Annotated in this window: 19 protein-coding genes and 1 CRISPR repeat array; of the genes, 4 read left to right on the top strand and 15 right to left on the bottom strand. The window is 70.5% G+C overall.

All coding sequences use genetic code 11. From position 1 onward, the window contains the following. The 4 genes from VKV26_03855 to VKV26_03840 form a co-directional block, all read right to left on the bottom strand. Positions 1 to 311, bottom strand: a 311-nt coding sequence (locus VKV26_03855; protein ID HLZ69024.1) for a site-specific DNA-methyltransferase, incomplete at its 3' end; no start/stop codon positions are given. A 391-nt stretch (positions 312 to 702) separates the two neighbouring features. Beyond that, positions 703 to 1,707, bottom strand: a complete 1,005-nt coding sequence (locus tag VKV26_03850) for an LLM class F420-dependent oxidoreductase (protein ID HLZ69023.1) — start codon at positions 1,705 to 1,707, stop codon at positions 703 to 705. Positions 1,708 to 2,057: 350 nt separating this feature from the next. After that, a complete protein-coding gene (locus tag VKV26_03845) occupies positions 2,058 to 2,465 on the bottom strand; it encodes a type II toxin-antitoxin system VapC family toxin (protein HLZ69022.1) in 408 nt (135 codons plus the stop codon). Then, positions 2,465 to 2,728: a type II toxin-antitoxin system PrlF family antitoxin gene (locus VKV26_03840; protein HLZ69021.1), complete on the bottom strand. Its 264-nt coding sequence runs from the start codon at positions 2,726 to 2,728 to the stop codon at positions 2,465 to 2,467. The genes VKV26_03845 and VKV26_03840 overlap by 1 nt, the downstream gene beginning before the upstream one ends. Positions 2,729 to 3,060: 332 nt before the next feature. Between VKV26_03840 and VKV26_03835 the strand changes: the two genes are divergently transcribed. Continuing rightward, positions 3,061 to 3,207, top strand: coding sequence for a hypothetical protein (locus VKV26_03835; protein HLZ69020.1), 147 nt, complete (start codon positions 3,061 to 3,063; stop codon positions 3,205 to 3,207). Positions 3,208 to 3,220: 13 nt separating this feature from the next. On the opposite strand, the gene VKV26_03830 is transcribed toward VKV26_03835, so the two are convergent. From VKV26_03830 to VKV26_03820, 3 genes are all read right to left on the bottom strand, one after another. Beyond that, positions 3,221 to 4,060: an LLM class F420-dependent oxidoreductase gene (locus VKV26_03830; GenBank protein ID HLZ69019.1), complete on the bottom strand. Its 840-nt coding sequence runs from the start codon at positions 4,058 to 4,060 to the stop codon at positions 3,221 to 3,223. Positions 4,061 to 4,214: 154 nt separating this feature from the next. Next, entirely contained in the window at positions 4,215 to 5,051 is an 837-nt protein-coding gene (locus VKV26_03825; GenBank protein ID HLZ69018.1) for a CoA-transferase, read from the bottom strand. 1 nt (position 5,052) lies between these two features. Then, a complete protein-coding gene (locus VKV26_03820; protein HLZ69017.1) occupies positions 5,053 to 5,373 on the bottom strand; it encodes a hypothetical protein in 321 nt (106 codons plus the stop codon). Positions 5,374 to 5,590: 217 nt separating this feature from the next. Between VKV26_03820 and VKV26_03815 the strand changes: the two genes are divergently transcribed. The 3 genes from VKV26_03815 (at position 5,591) to VKV26_03805 (ending at position 8,701) form a co-directional block, all read left to right on the top strand. Beyond that, a complete protein-coding gene (locus tag VKV26_03815) occupies positions 5,591 to 6,214 on the top strand; it encodes a helix-turn-helix domain-containing protein (protein HLZ69016.1) in 624 nt (207 codons plus the stop codon). A 181-nt stretch (positions 6,215 to 6,395) separates the two neighbouring features. Continuing rightward, positions 6,396 to 7,580 (top strand): acyl-CoA dehydrogenase family protein, encoded by a 1,185-nt coding sequence (locus tag VKV26_03810; protein HLZ69015.1) that lies wholly within the window; start codon positions 6,396 to 6,398, stop codon positions 7,578 to 7,580. A 122-nt stretch (positions 7,581 to 7,702) separates the two neighbouring features. Continuing rightward, a complete protein-coding gene (locus VKV26_03805; protein ID HLZ69014.1) occupies positions 7,703 to 8,701 on the top strand; it encodes an aldo/keto reductase in 999 nt (332 codons plus the stop codon). Positions 8,702 to 8,710: 9 nt separating this feature from the next. On the opposite strand, the gene VKV26_03800 is transcribed toward VKV26_03805, so the two are convergent. The 8 genes from VKV26_03800 to cas7e form a co-directional block, all read right to left on the bottom strand. Continuing rightward, on the bottom strand, positions 8,711 to 10,300 hold the full coding sequence (locus tag VKV26_03800; GenBank protein HLZ69013.1) for a polyketide antibiotic transporter: 1,590 nt from the start codon (positions 10,298 to 10,300) through the stop codon (positions 8,711 to 8,713). Next, positions 10,284 to 11,273: an ABC transporter ATP-binding protein gene (locus VKV26_03795; GenBank protein ID HLZ69012.1), complete on the bottom strand. Its 990-nt coding sequence runs from the start codon at positions 11,271 to 11,273 to the stop codon at positions 10,284 to 10,286. Before VKV26_03795 ends, VKV26_03800 begins: the two co-directional genes overlap by 17 nt. A gap of 17 nt (positions 11,274 to 11,290) precedes the next feature. Beyond that, a complete protein-coding gene (locus tag VKV26_03790; protein HLZ69011.1) occupies positions 11,291 to 11,839 on the bottom strand; it encodes a MarR family transcriptional regulator in 549 nt (182 codons plus the stop codon). Between the two features lie 351 nt (positions 11,840 to 12,190). Continuing rightward, a CRISPR array of direct repeats spans positions 12,191 to 13,744; the repeat unit is 29 nt; unit sequence CGGTTCACCCCCACGTGCGTGGGGACCAC. A gap of 19 nt (positions 13,745 to 13,763) precedes the next feature. Continuing rightward, positions 13,764 to 14,036: a type I-E CRISPR-associated endoribonuclease Cas2e gene (cas2e, locus tag VKV26_03785; protein ID HLZ69010.1), complete on the bottom strand. Its 273-nt coding sequence runs from the start codon at positions 14,034 to 14,036 to the stop codon at positions 13,764 to 13,766. 10 nt (positions 14,037 to 14,046) lie between these two features. Next, a complete protein-coding gene (gene cas1e / locus VKV26_03780; protein ID HLZ69009.1) occupies positions 14,047 to 14,994 on the bottom strand; it encodes a type I-E CRISPR-associated endonuclease Cas1e in 948 nt (315 codons plus the stop codon). Between the two features lie 26 nt (positions 14,995 to 15,020). After that, the gene (gene cas6e, locus VKV26_03775; protein HLZ69008.1) at positions 15,021 to 15,725 is read right to left on the bottom strand and encodes a type I-E CRISPR-associated protein Cas6/Cse3/CasE; all 705 of its coding nucleotides are present in this window, start codon (positions 15,723 to 15,725) and stop codon (positions 15,021 to 15,023) included. Between the two features lie 2 nt (positions 15,726 to 15,727). Then, positions 15,728 to 16,411: a type I-E CRISPR-associated protein Cas5/CasD gene (cas5e, locus tag VKV26_03770; GenBank protein HLZ69007.1), complete on the bottom strand. Its 684-nt coding sequence runs from the start codon at positions 16,409 to 16,411 to the stop codon at positions 15,728 to 15,730. Further along, on the bottom strand, positions 16,408 to 17,616 hold the full coding sequence (gene cas7e, locus VKV26_03765) for a type I-E CRISPR-associated protein Cas7/Cse4/CasC (GenBank protein ID HLZ69006.1): 1,209 nt from the start codon (positions 17,614 to 17,616) through the stop codon (positions 16,408 to 16,410). Before cas7e ends, cas5e begins: the two co-directional genes overlap by 4 nt. Positions 17,617 to 17,663 lie beyond the last annotated feature (47 nt).

The following is a 17,663-nucleotide window of genomic DNA, read 5'->3' as shown; positions in this document are numbered from 1 at the left end:
CCGATCTGCGTGCGGAAGCTGAAGTCGGCGCCGGTGTCGAAGGGCGGGTCGATGTAGATCAGGTCGACCGTGCCCGCCAGCGGCTCGATCCCCGCGGCCGCGTCGCCCTGCAACAGCGAGGCCATCACCAGCTTGTTGTCGCCCCAGATCAGCTTATTGCGCGGGCCGTCGCCGCCCGCCAGCGCCGTGAACAGGTCGCCGCCGCGCGGGGCGTTCACCGTCTCCACGCGCTGGAACGGCAGGGCGATGCGGTCCACGTGGGTGCGCTTGTTGGCCCAAACGAGCTCGGTGTGGGTGTAGGGCGAGGTCATTGGCGGGCACCGTACGGGTAAGAATGAGACGGAATAGGGTTTGGCAGGGCGAGTATAGCGGATTTGCGGGGTGGTCGGCGGTCGGCGGTCGGCCCTCATCCTCTCCTGTCTCCTTCCCCCAATCCTGGAGGGAAGGAGACGATCCAGCCGTGAGCGTTCCGACCGGCTTGCGGCTAACCCTGCTGCGACGAGCCTGCCGTAATCGACCTCGCCAGCATCGAAAGATGCATGACTTGCAGGCGGCAACCGGCTGCTATGTCGAGCCTGCCGAAACCGGCCTCGCTAGCCCGACGCCGCTACGGAACTTCCTCCCCAGGATCGCCCCTCTCCTTCTCCCAGGATTGGGAGAAGGAGAGGGGAAGGGGGTGAGGATGAGGGCCGAGCGGGCCGATCAGGGCCGAAGCTCCTGCAATGCCCTGAGGCTCTGCTCGCCGGGCGTGCCGCTGGGAGCGAAGGGCGCGAAGTAGAGGATCGGGATCGTCACGCCGGCGTCCACGTACTGCTGCACGCGCTCGCGGCAGGCGGCGGCGCTGCCAACCAGCACCAGCTCGTCCAGCAGCGCGTCGCTCACCGCGGCCAGGGCGCCGCGCCGGTCGCCGGCGGCCCAGGCGTCGAGCATCGGGCGCAGCGCCGGGCCGCGCCCCAGCCACTCGTGGAAGGCAGCGTAGACGGGCGTGGTCAGATAGGTCGTGATCAGCCGCTTCGCCTGCTGGCGCGTGTAGGCCGCGTCGTCCGTGACGCAGACGAAGATGCGGCAGCCGATCTCGAAGCGCGCCGGGTCTTTGCCCGCCTCCTTCGCCGCGGCTTTGGCGATCGGCACAACCTTCTTCACGTCTTCGGCCGAGAGCCAGTTGATGATCGCGCCGTCGCCCAGCCGCCCGGCCAGGCGCAGCATCCCCTCGCGCAGGGCGGCGATGTAGATCGGCACCGACTGCGCCGGCGGGCGCGAGAGGCGGAAGTTGCGCACGCGGAAGCGGCCGGACTCGAAGCTGAGGCGCTCGCCCGCCAGCAGGCCGCGCAGGATCTTCGTCGCGTCGCGCACCTGGCGGTAGGGGTCGGAGAAGGGCAGACCGCCCCAGTCGTCCACGATCGCCGGCGAGGAGGAGCCGATGCCGAGCACAACGCGGCCGGGCGCAAGCTCAGAGAGCGCCGCGGCCTGCATGGCGAGCACGGAGGGCGTGCGCGTGTAGACGTTGGCGATCGCCGTGCCGACGGTCAGCCCCTCGCTCCAGGCTGCCGTTGCGGCCAGCGGCGTGAAGCAGTCGATGCCGTCGACTTCGAGCGACCAGGCGTCGGTATAGCCGATGCGCTCGGCCTCTTGAATCGCCGTGCGCTGCTCGGCCAGGCTCAGCCCTTCGAGCGGCAGGGAGAAGCCCCAGCGCTGCTGTTCCGCCATGCCGTTCCCCCCGTGCGCCGGTTTGGCAACCGTGTCCGTGTCGAACCGCGTCGAGTCTAGCCGATCGGCGGCGTGCGGGGCAGCGGGCCCTCACCCCCGGTCAATCTCACGGTCCCAATCCTGGGCGAGGGGAGCTTGTACGCGGGAGGAATGGTGGCTGAAGGCGTGGCTCCGGTGGCCACTTCCAGCGGCGCACATCGAGCACTCCTCGCGCCAACCGGCGCGATGCACAATAACCGGCCAACCCGACGCCCTCTGGATCGCTGCAACCCGGGATCGCCCCTCTCCTTCTCCCAGTATTGGGAGAAGGAGAGGGGACGGGGGAGAGGATGAGGGCCACCCGCCGCGCCTCACGGCTCGACGCGCGTGACGCCGGGCACGCGGTCGAAGCCGCCGTCGAAGGAGACGATCTCGCTGATGCCCACCTGCAGCGCCAGCACCGCATGATAGGCATCCGCGAACGAGAGGTTGCTGCCGGTGTACAGGTCGAACACGCGTCGCATCATGCGCTTGTGCGGCAGGGCGAGTCCCGCCAGCTCCAGGAGCGGGAGCAGCGCGTCGCGGATCTCGCCGCGGGTATGACCGTAGCCGCGCTGGAGCGTAAACACGGTCTCGAACACCACCGTATCGGTGGAGTACCCCTGCACGAGCCCCCGCTCGATGCGCAAGAGATAGGCCGTAGAACGTGGAGAATGATCCGGGTGATCGCGAAGGATATGGCGCAGGAAGATATTCGTGTCGACGAACTGTCGGGCCATTACTCCCGTGTCCGATCGCGCACGTCGTCGGCGATCGCGCGCTCAGCGAGATCCCGCAGCCCTTCAGCACTCAGCGGCGGCCCGTCCGACCGCAGCAGTCCCGCCGTCCGCTCCACGACGCTGCGCGCACGCTCGATCCGCACGCCGCCGTCTTCAACGATGAACGCGAGCTTGTCATGCGGCTTTAATCCCAGCAAGCGCCGGACCTCGCTGGGCACGGTCGCCTGCCCTTTGCTGGTGACGGCGGTTTGATACTCACGCACGGTCTCACCCTCACGCTTCATTGCCTCGGATAAGATGCATTACTCAATGTGTACAGTAATACTAGATGCTGGTGCGCTGCCACGCAAGCAGGGCAGCAAGCAGGCAGACGCGCTTGCCCGCGGGCCGGTGGCGCCTGGCCCGCGCCGATGATTTGCGATAAAGAATTATGTTTGCGGAGCCGAAGGAAGGATGCCGCGTCCGCCGCGGCTCCGTACCGTGCAAAGCGACGCACCCGCGCAGCCATGACCATCTCGCTTCCGCCGGACGGGCCGCCCGCCGAACTGCACGGCGAAGCGGGGGCGAGGCGGCTACCAGCGGAGGTTCGATCGCGATGTTGGCCCTGCTTATCCTCCTGATCCTGCTCTTTCTGATCTTCGGCGGGCTTGGCCTGTTCGTGGCCAAGTGGCTGCTGATCATCTGCCTGGTCGCGCTCGTTCTTGCCCTGTTCACCGGCGGCGGCTACTACCGCCGGCGGTAGCAGCGCAGCGCAATCAGGCGAGCGCGAGCACGCGCTTCGCCAGCCCGTCGAGCAGGGGCAGCACCTCGGCGGCGGGCGCCGCGGGCACGCTGAAGACGCAGCGCGAGACGCCGGCGGCGGCGTAGACGGCGAGGTCGCCCGGCTCGGGGCTGGCCCAGTAGGCCGTTACCGGAAGCACCGCGCGCCCGCGCGCGGCGGCGAGCCGTTGCAGCTCGGCCACGCGCACGGCGAGCCGTTCGGTCGGCTTCGGCGTGATCGGCATCCACTCGTCGCCGTAGTCGAGTACGCGCCGCAGCGTGCCCGGCGCGTCGCCGCCGACGATCACCGGCGGGTGCGGCTTCTGCACTGGCTTCGGCCAGCTCCAGATCGGGTCGAAGTTCACGTACTGCCCGTGGAATTCGGCGGCGTCCTGCGTCCAGATGCGGCGCATGGCCTGCACCCGTTCGCGCACCAGCTTCCAGCGATGCTCCGGGTCGGCGCCGTGGTTGCGCATCTCGGCCAGGTTCCAGCCGCCGCCGATACCGAAGAGGAAGCGGCCGCGCGAGAGCAGATCGAGGCTTGTCACCTGCTTCGCAAGCTCGATCGGGTCGCGTTCCATCACCAGGCAGACGCCGGTGCCGAGCTTGAGCGTGGTTGTTGCCGCCGCGGCCGCGGCGAGCGCGACGAAGGGGTCGAGCGCGTGCTTGTACTCATCGGGCACCGCGCCGCCGGCGAACGGGCCCTCAGAGTCGAGCGGGATGTGCGTGTGCTCCGGCAGCCAGAGCGACTCGAAGCCGCGCTCCTCGACGGCGCGGGCGAGGTCGACGACGTCGATCGCGTAGTCCGTGGGACACATGCGAATACCGAACTTCACCGATCGCCTCCCTTCGTCGCTCGGCAAACCTGCACGGCGACATGCTGGGACCAATGCTCACCGAACGTAAGCCCGCGCTGGGAGCACGAGCGCGAAGCGCTCGCCGTACTCGGACGGAAGCTCGCGGGGCTCCAGCAGAGCATTGCTGCAGGATTCAGGCGAGGCTCGCCGCCGCCAGCCCATGGTCGCGCGCGGTGGTCTCTTCCAGGTAGGCGGCGAGCGTGGCGGCGTCGCCGCTGCGGGAGAGGTAGTCGCGCACGGCATCCGGTTCGTAGTCATAGAGCGGATAGCACGTCCCCGGCCAGGCGCCGCGCGGCGCCAGCGCCACGGCAGTGACGAGGAAGCCGGGAACCTTCTGCAATTCCGGCCGCTGCTCCAGCTCGCCCGGCTCGGCGATACGCTCGGCCGTGACGATCACGCCGCGGGCCGCGCGGCTCATCAGCACGTCCTCGAACTCCGTGCCCTCGATGCGGGCGTTGCCGCGCGCGTCGGCCAGCGGCACGTGCAGCACCGCCCAGTCGGGCTGAATGCACGGCACGGTCAGGATCCGCTCGCCGCTGTACGGATCGGTCACGGTCTTGAAGCCGCGCGCTGCGGGCAGATCGCTGCCCGCAAAGCCGGCGACGGGCAGAAAGGGCACGCCAAACGCCGCCGCCCGCAGCGACATGATCGCGGTGTAGCAGGCGTGCTCGCGCGCCTCCACGCGGCCCTGCTCCACGGCGCGGCGATAGTTCGGCGCCAGGCCGAACTCGTTCTCGAAGCCGATGAAGCCCGCCGAAACGGCGCTCGCGCAGCCGGCGGCGCAGAGCAGATCCACGTCGTAGGCGCCGGCCGTCTTGATCAGGTGCAGGCCCCGCCGCCCCTGCCGCGCCAGCTCGCGGGCGAAGGCGTTCGGCGCCCGGTGCAGCAGGTTGCCGCCCAGCGCCAGCGTTTCGCCGTCGCGCACCAGCGCCGCCGCCGCTTGCAGATCGATCACCTTGCGCTGCGCCATCTCACGCCCCCGCGAAGCAGCAAGACACCTCGCCCCCACCGTAGCACCGCGCCGTGCCCGCCACAACGCGAAGCCGTCCGCGGCCGCTTCTATTCCCTCGTCCCTGCCTCTGTTCCTCGCAGGTCGTGGTGCAGTCGCAGCCGTCGCGCACCGCGGTCAGGTCCGGCTGCGCGGAGGCGAGAACGACGGGATCGATGGCGGCCGGCGCGGGATGCGGCACCGGCGGCCGGGTCGGGCCCCCGGCGAACGCGGCCGAAACCGAGACCAGCCCCAGCACCGTCGCCGCGGCGGCGATGCTCTTGCGATACAGCAGACTGCGCATGGTCCGCCTGTTCCGCCTGTTCCGACTGTTCCGACTGTTCAAGGTTGTGCCTCCTCTTGCTCGTGTGCTTGAATGCTGTACTCCTGCTCGCGCCTGCCGGCGGTCGCGGCTGTGCGCCGGGCCATTGCGCGGCGGTCGACCTGGTTGCAGCAAGACGAGCGGCGCAGTTTTGCTACAATCCTGTGAGCAGTGATGGCGGGAGCGTTACGTGGCCGAAATGGACCAGAACGAGCAGCATCCCGTTCAGGGCAAGCTCGCGGTGCGCAAGCAGCGCACGCGCGCGGCGATTCTCGACGCGGCCGAGCGCCTGTTCGACGATCCCGGCTACGCCGCCACGACGATGCAGGACATCGCCACGCGGGCCGAGATCGGGCTCGGCACGCTCTACGGCTACTTCGTCTCCAAAGAAGATCTGCTGCGCACGGCGCTCTCCGCCCGGCGCGATGCGGCGGCGGCGCGCGGCGCCGAGGAGCTGCGCCGGGTGCACGGCTCGCTCGACCGCATCTGTCTGCTGCTGCGCCAGGTCTGGGAATACCTCGACGCCAACCGCCGCATGTCGCTGGCGCTGACGGCGATCGACACCTCGCGGCCCACCGTGCGCCAGCCTAATCAGCAGGACCTGTTCGGCACGCTGGTGCGGCATCTGCGCCGCGGCCAGGAGCGCGGCGAGGTGGCGCCGGTGCCCGTGGAAACCGCGGCCCGCTCGCTGCTCAGCACCTACACCTGGGCGGCGCTGCGCCTCGGCATCTGGCGCGACGCCGGCGACCCTGCCACGGTGCTCGAAGACCTCGAGGCGCTGACCCGCAGCCTGCTGACGCCGCCGGCTGACGGGCACGCGTAGCCGCGCCCGCGCCCGCTTCCACCCTCCCATGAGGTGAAAGGTCACCGACCTCCTGTCACCTGTCACCTGTCACCTGTCACCTACGCCCTACGCCCCACGCCCTACACCCTTCCCCGTGCTACCATGCGGGGCGTCAGAGGATCGACCGGCGCACGGCCGGCGGACACGAAGGCGGAGAACGATGGACTTTCAGTTCACCAGGGACGAAGAGGCGTTTCGCGGCGAAGTGCGCGGCTTTCTCGACCGCGAGCTGCCCGCCGGCTGGGACGCGCGGTTCGACGGCAGCGAGCAGCCCGGCCCGGCGAACGACGCGCTCTGGGCGTTCTCGCGCGGCTTCACCCACAAGCTGGCCGCGAGCCAGTGGCTGGCGATGGCCTGGCCGAAGGCGTATGGCGGCCTCGAAGCCCCACACATGCAACAGCTGATCTACAACGAGGAGATGGCCTACCGCTCCGCCCCGGGCGGCGGCGGCATGGGCGTGGCCTGGGTCGGCCCCGCGATCATGCTCTACGGCACCGACGCGCAAAAGCAACGCTTCCTTCCCCGCATCACCAGCGGCGAAGACGTCTGGTGCACGCTCTACAGCGAGCCGGGCGCCGGCTCCGACCTCGCCGCGCTGCAGACGCGCGCCGTGGCCGACGGCGACGATTTCGTGATCAACGGCCAGAAGATCTGGACCAGCGGCGCCCACCGCTCCAACTGGGGCTGGCTGGCGGCGCGCACCGATCCCGACGCGCCCAAGCACAAGGGCATCAGCACCTTCGTCGTGCCGATGGACGCGCCCGGCGTCTCGATCCGGCCGCTGATCAACATCGCCGGCCATCACGGCTTCAACGAGGTCTTCTTCGAGAACGTGCGTATTCCCAAGGACTACCTCGTCGGCGAGCAGAACCGCGGCTGGTACCAGGTCGCCGTGGCGCTGGACTTCGAGCGCTCCGGCATCGCCGCCTACGCCAACGGCCGCCGGACGCTGGAGACGCTGGCCGAATTCGCCAAAGAGAACCCGGAGACCACCCGGCGCGATCCCGGCCTGCGCCTGAAGCTGGCCGACCGCGCCGTGGAGCTGAACGTGGGCACGCAGCTCGCCTACCGCATCCCCTGGATGCAGTCCCAGGGGAAGATCCCGAACCACGAGGCGAGCATGTCCAAGCTGTACGGCAGCGAGCTGTCGCAGCGCATCGCGCTTACCGGCATTCAGCTGCTGGGGCAGTTCGGCTCGCTGAAGCCGGGCTCGAAGTGGGCGAAGCTCAAGGGCCGCATGGCCGACGCCTACGAGTCTGCCGTCTCGGCCACGATCGCCGCCGGCACGAGCGAGATCCAGCGCGGCATCATCGCCGGCCGCGGCCTGGGCCTGCCCAGGGGCTAGGGAACGGGCCACGGGAACCAGGAAATAGACAACAGGAAATAGGAACCAGGAGACAGAAACCGGGAAACAGCGGACGCCCCGACTATCTCGTTCCTCGTTCCTGTTTCCTGGTGCGGGGGCGCATGGAGCAGCGCGATCTCGGCCTCACCGGACTGCGCGTCTCGGCGCTGGGCTACGGCTGCGGCGCCGTGGGCGGGCTGATGGTGCGCGGCGATCCGGACGAGCAACGCCGCGCCGTGGCGCGGGCGATCGAAGCGGGCATCAACTACTTCGACACGGCGCCGCTCTACGGCAACGGCCGCTCCGAAGAAAACCTGGGCCGCGTGCTGGGCGAGCTTGGCGCCGGCGATCGCGTGGTGATCGGGACCAAGGTACGGCTCTCGCGCGACGACCTGGCCGCGCCGCTGGCGGCCGTGCGCCGCTCGATCGAGCAGAGCCTGCGCCGGCTCGGCCGCGACCACGTCGATCTGCTGCAACTGCACAACCCCGTGATCGAGCGCGAGCCGGGACCGGAGGACGGCGACGCGTTGAGCCTGGCCACGGCGCGCGGCCCCGTGGCCGCCGGCCTGAAGGAAGCGGTGCGGGCCGGGCTGGCGCGCCACGCCGGCTTCACGGGACTGGGTGAGGTGGCCGCGCTCAGCCAGTTGCCCGCCGCCGGGCTGGAAACGGTGCAGTCCTACTTCAACCTGCTCAACCCCAGCAGCGCCTACGCCGGCGCCAGCGGCGGCGGGCAGGACTTCACCGGCCTGCTCGAGAGCTGCGCCGGCGCCGGGCTGGGCGTGATCGCCATCCGCGTGCTGGCGGCCGGGGCGCTCGGCGGCACGGCGGAGCGGCCCGCCAATGCCGGTTCACCCGGCGGCTCGCTCGCCCGCGGCAGCGACTACGCCACCGACCTGGCGCGGGCGCAGGCGCTGCAGCCGCTCGCCCTGCAGTCCGGCTGCGAGGGCGTGCCGGAGCTGGCCCTGCGCTTCGCCCTCACACAACCGGGCATCTCCACCGCGCTCGTCGGCTACTCCGACTTCGGCCAGCTCGAGGACGCGTTGCGCTGGGCCGAGCGCGGCGCACTGCCCGCTGCGGCGATGGATCGCATCCTGGCGCTGGCCCGCGGCCAGCAGGTGTAGGCGCGGCGCTCAGGCGCCGACGAGGTCGCGGGTGCGGAAACGCACCAGCGCGACGGCCGCGGCGCAGCAACCGATCGCCAGCATGATCGCGGCCGGGCCGGCGCGGAAGTCCTGCGCCGGCACCAGCCCGATCTGGTGGAAGGGCGAGACGCCGAGCAGCCAGCCCGGCACGCCCAGCAGCCCGCCGACCAGCTCCCAGAGAAAGGCGAGGCTGACCAGCCCGTAGGCGACGCCCGTGCCAAGGCGCGGCGCCACGGCGATCAGCAGGGCGCCCAGGCCGAGAAAGAGCAGGCTCGCGGGCAGGGTATTGAGCCCGGCGCCGATCAGGGTGGTAAGCGAGACATCGGCCCCCGACGCCGCGCCGCCGATCGCCGTGCCCAGGCCGGCGACAACCGCGATCAGCGCCGCGCCCGCGACTGCCAGCCCCAGCCGGCCCGCCAGCCAGGCGACGCGGCCCTGCGGCAGGGCGAACAGCGTCTCCAGCCGCCCTTCTGCCTCCTCATCGCGCGCGGCGCCGATCTGGCTGCAGCAGAAGAGGGCGATGAACAGCACGAAGAAGAGGAAGTAGAGGCCGATCACGCTGGAGGCGTCCCCGAAGCTGCCGCCGCCAAACTTGCCGAGCCGCCTGCGCAGGTCTTCTGAGAGCCCCGAGGCGACACTGCCGGCCACGGAGCCCAGCACGATGCCGATGCCGCCCACCGCCGCCGCCCACACCGCCAGGCTCAGCGACTGGGCGCGCAGCGCCAGCGCCGCCGGTGCGTGCAGCAGGCGCAGGCGCGGCCGGCGCACCGTGTCGTGCGGGGCAAACACGGCGACGCCGATATCACGGCGGCGTTCGCAGGCGCCGGCGAGCAGCAGCAGCGCCGTCGCGGCAAGCAGCGGCAGCAGCAGCACCGCCGGCCGCGCCCCGGTGAAGGCGCGCAGCTCCTCCGCCCAGCCGAGGGGCATGAGCCAGTGCAGCGCGAGAGGTCCGGACGTGTCGGCGACGACGCGCAGCAGGAAGTCGAGGCCGAGCACGGCGCCGGCCAGTTCGAGGGCGCCGCGGCCGGTGGGGATCAACTGGCTCGCAACCGCGCCGACGCCGACATACACGGCCGCGACGCCGATCACGACCAGCGCCTGGTAGGCCGAGCCGCCCGACGGCAGCCCGCCCGCCATCACGCCGAGCCAGCAAGCCAGCCAGAGCGCGGCGAGCAGGGCGCCGATCGCGACGAGGCGCGCGGCGTAGGCGCCGCCGCGGGTGATCGCGCCGCTGGCGGTGATCTCAAAGCGGCCGCTCTCCTCCTCGCTGCGCAGGGCGCGCACGGCGGCGAAGGCGCCGAAGAAGGCGGCGCCCAGCGCCAGGATGCCGCCGGCGCGCCAGCTCGCGTAGCCGCCGAGTGTTTCCAGGTGGTGCGGCGTGCCGTAGAACAGCTTCACGGCGGGGTTGTCGCCAAAGCTGCGGGCGAAGCTGAGCCGGTCCGCGGCCGTCGGGTAGGTCTTCTTGTAGCCGGCGATCGTGGCCAGCGGGTAGGCGAAGAAGATCAGGGCGAAGCTGAGCAGGCGCACGCGCGCGTCGGCGAAGGCGCGCCGGGCGAGCGCCCTACGCGGAGTGCTCATCGCTCACGCCTCCGTAGTAGTGCAGGAAGATCTCTTCGAGCGAGGGTTCGCGGCTATGCAGCGCCACGACGTTCGTGCCGGCGAGCGCGGCGATCAGCGGCGCCACGCTGCCGCCCACGGCGCAGCGCAGCGTGTTCGCACCGGAGCGCTCGATCGTGACGCCGGCGAGCGGGCCGATCTGCGGCGCCGGCCCGGCGAAGGTCACGTCGATCGTCTCCGTGCTCAGGTGGCGCAACTGGTCCAGCGTGCCCTCGTCCACCAGCCGGCCGCGGCGCAGAATGCCGACCCGGTCGCAGAGCGCCTCGACCTCGCTGAGGATGTGCGAGGAGAGGAAGACGGCCTGGCCGCGCGCCTTCGCCTCGCGCACCGACTCGCGGAAGGCGACCTCCATCAGCGGATCGAGGCCGCTGGTCGGCTCGTCGAGGATCAGCAGGTCGGCGCGCGTGGCCAGCGCCGCGATCAGCTGCACCTTCTGGCGGTTGCCCTTGGAGAGGGCGCGCAGCTTCTTGTTCAGCTCCAGCTCGAAGCGCTTGACCAGCAGGTCGCGGTAGGCGCCGTCCACCGTGCCGTGCATGCGGGCGAGGAAAACCAACGTCTCCTCCGCGGTGAGCTGCGGCCACAGCGTCGGCTCGCCGGCCACGTAGGCGACGCGGCGGTGCGCCGCCACCGGGTCGCGCCAGGCGTCGATGCCGAACAGCGCGGCGCTGCCGGCGCTGGGCCGGTGCAGGCCGAGCAGCATGCGGATCGTGGTGGTCTTGCCGGCGCCGTTGGGGCCGAGGAAGCCGTAGACCTCGCCGGGTTGCACGTGCAGGTCGAGCCGGTCGACGGCGAGCGTCTCGCCGTAGCGCTTGCTGAGGCCGAGCGCGCGGATCGGCTCGGACGCCGCGGCCGCGTGGCGTGGGGCGCCGCGGTCCAGGCCCGGCTTCTCCGTGCTGACAACGGCGGCGGGGCTGCTGCCGAAATTCGCCGACATGGTTCTCTCCAACGCTTTCAGCGGTCGACGCGCGTTGCGGGCTGTGTCGATCGGCCGCGTCGCCCGTTTGGCGGCGCCTGCCGCGCCTGCTGCCCGGCGGCGCGGGCGCGCCAGTGCTCGAGAATCGCGGTGAGCTCGGCGTTGTAGAAGTCAAAGAAGCCGGCGACGGCCTCCAGGCGCGCCTTTGCCGGCGCCTCGGCCGGGCCGAGGCCGGCGAGGGCGTCATCGGCGAACTCGCGCAGCGTCACGGCCGCCTTCATATCGGTTTCGATGAAGGCCTCCCAGCTACGGTCGCCGAACACGTAGTAGTCGCGGCGGTCGCCGGGCAGGCTGACCCGTTCGACCAGGCCGCTCCTCACCACCAGCCGGGCGTTGGTGCTGACGGAGGCGCGGCTGACGTGCAGCATGGTGGCGGCCTGTTCGAGCGAAAGCGGTTCGTCGGCCACCAGCAGCAGCCCGAAGAGGCGGCCGGCGATGCGGGGCAGGCCGAACTCCTCGAAGTACAGCCCCACCCGCTCGACGAAGCGACCCAGGCTGGCCGGCACGCGGGGGTCGTCGTCGCTCATCCCACCCTCCATGCATCTGAGTGTACGGTCAACGGTTCATTCAGTAAAGACTGAACGAACGAAACGAATCAAAGTTGCAAGTCTCCGCGTCGGGCCAGGCGGACGCAGGACGGTCCATCCTGTCGCTGCAGTTCGGGCGCCGCGCTCGGCATCTCGCAAAATCATCCTGGCTCTCCCGCGTTTTCGATGAAGCGGGTCGCGAATGGGAGCGGCCGTGCTTATCGGGGGCGGTACCGTTTTCGGCGGTCGGGTTGCCGGCTCAGCGTGCCGGCCCGCGGGTGCTCTGCGGGAGTCCTGAGTCCATCGTCATCGGGAGGGCGAGAGAGCCAATTACCGTGAGATCGGCGACACGGGTTCACCCCCACGTGCGTGGGGACCACGCAAGAGGCCCTCGGAGAGGGCCGCGGCGTCGAGGTTCACCCCCACGTGCGTGGGGACCACTGCTGCGCGGCAATCCGGCCGCCGAGTCGCGCCGGTCCACCCCCACGTGCGTGGGGACCACTGCTGGCGACGCTGGCGCAGGATTGGACAAGGCGGTTCACCCCCACGTGCGTGGGGACCACCCCGCGGCGCGCAGCACGATCGGCTGCTCCAGCGGTTCACCCCCACGTGCGTGGGGACCACCGACCGGGGGCGGCTCGCGCGCGGCGGGGCCGCGGTTCACCCCCACGTGCGTGGGGACCACGTCAAAGCGGGCCAGAAGCCGGGCTACCCGCGCGGTTCACCCCCACGTGCGTGGGGACCACTTCGCCGGCGGGTTGCTGCCGCCACGCTTCACCGGTTCACCCCCACGTGCGTGGGGACCACGCGAACGGCGCCGAGGCCGCCTTGACGCCCTCCGGTTCACCCCCACGTGCGTGGGGACCACCGCGCCCGCGCCCCCAGTGCCGCCCGCCGCGGCGGTTCACCCCCACGTGCGTGGGGACCACGGCGGCGCCTATCTGACGTTCCACGAAGACGCCGGTTCACCCCCACGTGCGTGGGGACCACATGAGACCCCGTGCCGTCAGATGGTGGAACTCCGGTTCACCCCCACGTGCGTGGGGACCACGATCCAGGCCGAAACGTGCGCGTATGCCGCTGCGGTTCACCCCCACGTGCGTGGGGACCACACCGTGATTTTATCCTGCGCCGCCGCCGTGTCCGGTTCACCCCCACGTGCGTGGGGACCACTCGTACTGCACCGGCGTCGCAATCCACGCCCACGGTTCACCCCCACGTGCGTGGGGACCACCAGAGTTTGCCCGGCCCCTGGTCGAACGCGGTCGGTTCACCCCCACGTGCGTGGGGACCACGGTTTGAACGTGTCCGCGGCCGGCTGACTGGTCGGTTCACCCCCACGTGCGTGGGGACCACGGGCCGACCAGACAGTGCGCCACGAGCAACGCCGGTTCACCCCCACGTGCGTGGGGACCACACGCCGGGGCGAAGGCCGCGGCGCTCGCCGGCCGGTTCACCCCCACGTGCGTGGGGACCACAAGATCCGCGCGCTGGTGGACTTCGACGGCAACGGTTCACCCCCACGTGCGTGGGGACCACGCTTGCGGGTCACGCCCCAGCGCCGCCAAATACGGTTCACCCCCACGTGCGTGGGGACCACCGCAGGATCAGGTCGTTGATGCTGGCGCGATCCGGTTCACCCCCACGTGCGTGGGGACCACATTCCCCTGGTGAATCCGCGCTACGCGCTCAGCGGTTCACCCCCACGTGCGTGGGGACCACTTGTAGGGGGTTTTGCCCGTCACCCACTTGTTCGGTTCACCCCCACGTGCGTGGGGACCACGGCACGGTGCATCGCGCGGAATGTACGCCGATCGGTTCACCCCCACGTGCGTGGGGACCACCCGCGCGCCGCTGCCGGCCGGCGGCCCCCCGGCGGTTCACCCCCACGTGCGTGGGGACCACGCTTCGAATTCGCGAGCTTTTACCGCTTGCGGACGAGGTAGAGGCCGTCGTACTCGGCGATGTCTCGCGAAGGCTCGCCGTGCAGGCGCAGGGCAAAGCTTTGCTCGCTGTCGGCGTTATGCACCAGCACGGCGGCGCCCTCACGCGCGCGCTGTTCGACGAGCTCCCACAGCTTCTCGCGCACCAGCGCCGAAACATCGCCGACAAAGACGCCAGCCCGCACTTCCAGCAGCCAACGCGTCAGCTCGCCGCGCAGGGACACCGGCACCCGTTCCAGGATTAAGACCATCATCGCCCCCACCTCAACCCGTCGGCGGCGCCGCAGCGCCCTCATCGTCCCAGTTCACGCCGCCGGCGACTTCGCCCTGCTCCGGATCCCAGAGACCGCCGGGCAATGCTTCGTCGGCGTCGAATGCAGACTCCTCCGCTTCCTCGACGCCGAGGACACGGTCGATGTCGGGCAGGATGCGCTGCAGCAGGCGCGAGGACTTGAACGCGTCGCGGCAGGCTTTGCGCACCGAGGTCTCGACCCCGGCTGCCGCCGCGCCGGCTGTCTGGAAGGCGAGCGGAATCGTAACATCAGCCTTGTAAAGGTCGGCGACGTCGTAGACAAAGCTCAGCATCTTGCCGGTATGGATGAAGCCCAGTGCCGGCGAGTAGCCGCCGGAGAGGATCGCCGCCTGGCAGACGCCGTAGAGACAGGAGTTCGCCGCCGACAGCGCCCGATTCACCGGATCGGACGCACCCCAATTGTCCCGCCGGAAGGCACGGCCACTCCAGGGCACGCCGGTCTCGCGACTGGCCCGTGCGTACGCCTCGCGCACGCGGACGCCTTCGCGCCCGCGCAGTTGCTGAAGCGTCTGATCGGGATCCAGCGGCTCTGCAAAGCGCATCTCGTAGAGCCGGCGCACGACACGCAGGCGCAAGGGCGGATCGGAGCAAAGGCGCGCCTGCCAGAGAAAGCGTCGCGCCGAGCGTGTTTCGCCCAGCCCCTGCGCGTAGAGGCGGACCCCTTCTTCACCCGTCCAGACGATGAGACAGCCGTTGTCGGCGAGCGCCCGCACGGCGGCGTGGGTGATCGTGGTGCCGGGACCGAGCATGAGGGTGGTGAGCGTAGCGCAGGGCACGGGCACGACACCGTGCTTGTCGTGCAGGGCGATGGCCTTCGCCTCCTGGTCGATGCGGCAGTGCTCGACGTAGAGGTAGCTCCAGCTGTCGCGCACTTTGGGCAGGGTGTGCAGGTCTTTCATCGCAAGTTCCCCTGAACCGCTGCGCACTACGCGGGTGCGATAGAGAGCAGACCGAAGCCGTAGGCCTTACCCGAGCCGATGCCATCGCGCAGCGCTTCGCGGAAGCGCTCGGCGTCGGTGACTTCGAGTACGCCTTCGAAGAGGACGGCGCCGAACACCAGCCGATTCCGCTGCTCACCGGCGGAGCGCCAGCCCAATACATCGTCCTGCGGGCGCACATCGACGGCCGGCACGCCCGCGTCGCTGCTGTGCACGCTGCACAGGCGAAAGCCGCCGGCCTCCGCTTTGCGCCGCAGCCAGTCGAGCTTCTGGTCCGCACCCGTAAGCACGGTGCGCCGGCCGTTGCGGCGCGCTCCGTCGGGTCCGCTCTTCGTATCGACCTTGCGCGTCGGATTGGCCCGCAGCCGGAAGCGCAACTGCATCCCCGTTTGAACGGACGCGTATGCGCTCGCCACGTCCTTGCAGTCCCAGCCGAGCGGGGGAACGCCGAGCAGGTAGGCCGGCGAGCGCACGCGCAGTCGCTCCCAGTCCGGCCGGCCGCGCGACTGCGCGATCACCAGCGGCGCCGATCGCTCGCCCTCCTCAAGCCGAAAGAGCAGCCCCGCCTCGGCGCGGCTGCCGCCCGCGGTCGGAAAGGCCGAGAGCAAGGTGCGGTGCAGTTCCTGGCAGTTGGCCAGGTCGCACCGCACCTGGTAGTCGCGCGCGTTCAGCAGCAGCCTGGAGAGATACACAGCTACTCCTCCTGTTCGCCAGCCGCCACGCCAGCGGCCGCCGGCTCCAGCAACTCCGTCCGCACCCGGCGCAGGGCGAAACGCCGGGTGGCCGGGTTGAACGAGAGCGGCACGTCCTGGCGCACCGCCTCGCCCGCGGCATCCTCGATCACGAATCGCAGCAGCCCGGCAGGCTCGCGCCGACCGGCCAGCGGCGGGTAGCCACGCAGCGCCTCCACGAGCTGCGCTTCGGAGAGCCCGCCGGCCAGCCACACCGGCGCGGCGGGCGCGAACGCCTTCCGGCCGAGGCAGAGCTGCCAGACGGGTTGTGCCAGCGCCGCATCGAGCCGGTGCAGCAGCGCCGTATCATCACCTTCCAGGCATACGAGAAAGCGCGCGTCCGCGAGGTAGAAGCGAGATGAAACCACGTCGGCGCCGCCGCTTCCCGCTGAGCCGCCCACGGTATGAAAGTCGCGCTGCACGATCCCCTCGCGATCCACACGTACACCCATGCGCAGGCGCGAGAGTGCGGCCAGGGTGGGGAAGCCGTCGTCCGGCCGCTCGACGCGCGGCTTGCCCAGCGCCGCACAGAGCAGGCCGATGACGCCAGACTTGGATGGTTCGCGGCCGGTGTCGCGTGTGCCGAAGCGACTCGCGATTCCCCAGGCCTGCATGGGGCCGTCCAGCCGCAGCAGCAACGAGGTCATGCGACGGCTCCCTCCGCGAAGGCGGCCGCGTTCGTGCGCTGGACCAGATCGTGCACGGAAGGCACGGCGGCCGGGGTGAGGCTCTGCAGATACTCCGGCTCCTCGAAGGCGGCGCCGCAGGCCCAGTGCGCCACCAGGCCGCTGTAGCCGGCGTACATGCGCTCGTGCTGCTCGAAAGCGCGTGCCAGTCGCATGACAGAGAGGCCGGTCAGCGATTCGCCAGCCCGCGGCAGCACGGGCGCCTCGAAGGCGTTGGCCAGCGAGACGGGCTGCCGGCGGTCGCGCACTACCGCCAGCACAAAGCCGGGCGCGTTCTGCGCGGCGAAGCTGTTCTGCTTCGCGTCGGGCATGGCGAGGATCGTTGCCTCGATGAAGGCGCGCAGGGCGCGGCGCGCCAGCTCCGCGTCGCCGTCGAGGTTGCGGACGAGCTGGTCAACGTCCACGTTGCTGTAGCGGTAGTAGCAGGCGGAGTTGAACTCGACGCTGCCGATCATGCCGGCGCCGGCGTCCTCCTCCCGCCGCTTCAGGTCGTCCACGGCGGTGAAGTAGTCGAACTCAGGGCTGACGCGGTGCGTGCTGATCGCGTGCGCCACCTGCGAGGCAGCGTCGATGTTCTTCGCCGGCACGTTCGCCAGCATGCGGCCGTACATCGCCAGGTCCGCGGCCGAGCTCGCCGTAGTCAGCACGGCGTCCAGCGCCTTTCGCACCTCTTCCGGCACATCCCTGGCGCCGCTCTGCACCTTGCGCTGCCGGCCACCGGCCGCGGGCACGGCGGTGGCCTCGGCTGCAGGCTGAGCGGCGGTCAGAGCGTCGAAGTGGTCGTGCACCGCCTCGGCCAGCCGCCCGATCTCGTCATTGCCAAGAAAGAGCAGGTACTGCGTGTGGTCGCCGTCCGTCGGTTCGGTTTTGAAGCCGAGCTTGTCCAGCGCCGTGATCACGGCGGCACGGGCCGCTGGCTCCTCGCGACCCAAATCGACCAGCTGCCGCGTCACCGCGTCGACCAGGCGCAGCGTGCGCTCGGCCAGGTTCTGCTTGGAAAGCAGGCCGTACTCCTTCACGAATTCGCGCACGCGGCGCTTGAGCGATTGGCTGGAGATACGGGCGCGGGAGATGCCGCCGAAGGTGCTGCTCTTGGGGGCGCCGGTGTCGTCGCGGTTCAGGTTGCTGGGGGCGAAGTTCTGCAGAATATGCAGCTCTACGAACACGTTTCCACTCCATCTCAAGAGCGCGTACCGCACTCGAGGGGCGGCGC

It is taken from the genome of Dehalococcoidia bacterium (genome assembly GCA_035310145.1).
Classification (GTDB): Bacteria; Chloroflexota; Dehalococcoidia; order CAUJGQ01; family CAUJGQ01; genus CALFMN01.
The sequence above is the reverse complement of the archived record's forward strand: the minus strand, read 5'-3'. Positions and strand labels throughout refer to the sequence as shown.